Here is a 268-nt window from a genome sequence, read left to right on the forward strand (position 1 = left end):
GCTTAAAGTCACTTGTAAACTAGAACGATTAGGTAGCCCGGTAAGTAAGTCATTATTGGTCAGCTTTCGCAACTCTTCTTCTTGTTGTTTACGGCGGGTAATATCGGAAAACACGCCAACGTAATGGCTTGTTTCTTCTTGTTCATTGTATATGGCGTCGATTGTTAGCTCCATTAAGAAGAAGTCGTCTTTGCCTCTTCTGGCTTCAACTTCACCACTCCAACGACCTTGTTGCTTTAGCAAGTTTCTTATTTGTTCAGAATAACTC

1 protein-coding gene is annotated in these 268 nt (G+C 41.0%); it reads right to left on the minus strand.

Going from position 1 to position 268, the window contains the following annotated elements; all coding sequences use genetic code 11:
• A partial coding sequence (locus AAEZ02_RS22610; protein ID WP_351125301.1) for a PAS domain S-box protein occupies window positions 1-268 on the minus strand: 268 nt, incomplete at both ends.

Source organism: Shewanella sp. T24-MNA-CIBAN-0130 (genome assembly GCF_040310185.1).
GTDB lineage: Bacteria > Pseudomonadota > Gammaproteobacteria > Enterobacterales > Shewanellaceae > Shewanella > Shewanella psychromarinicola.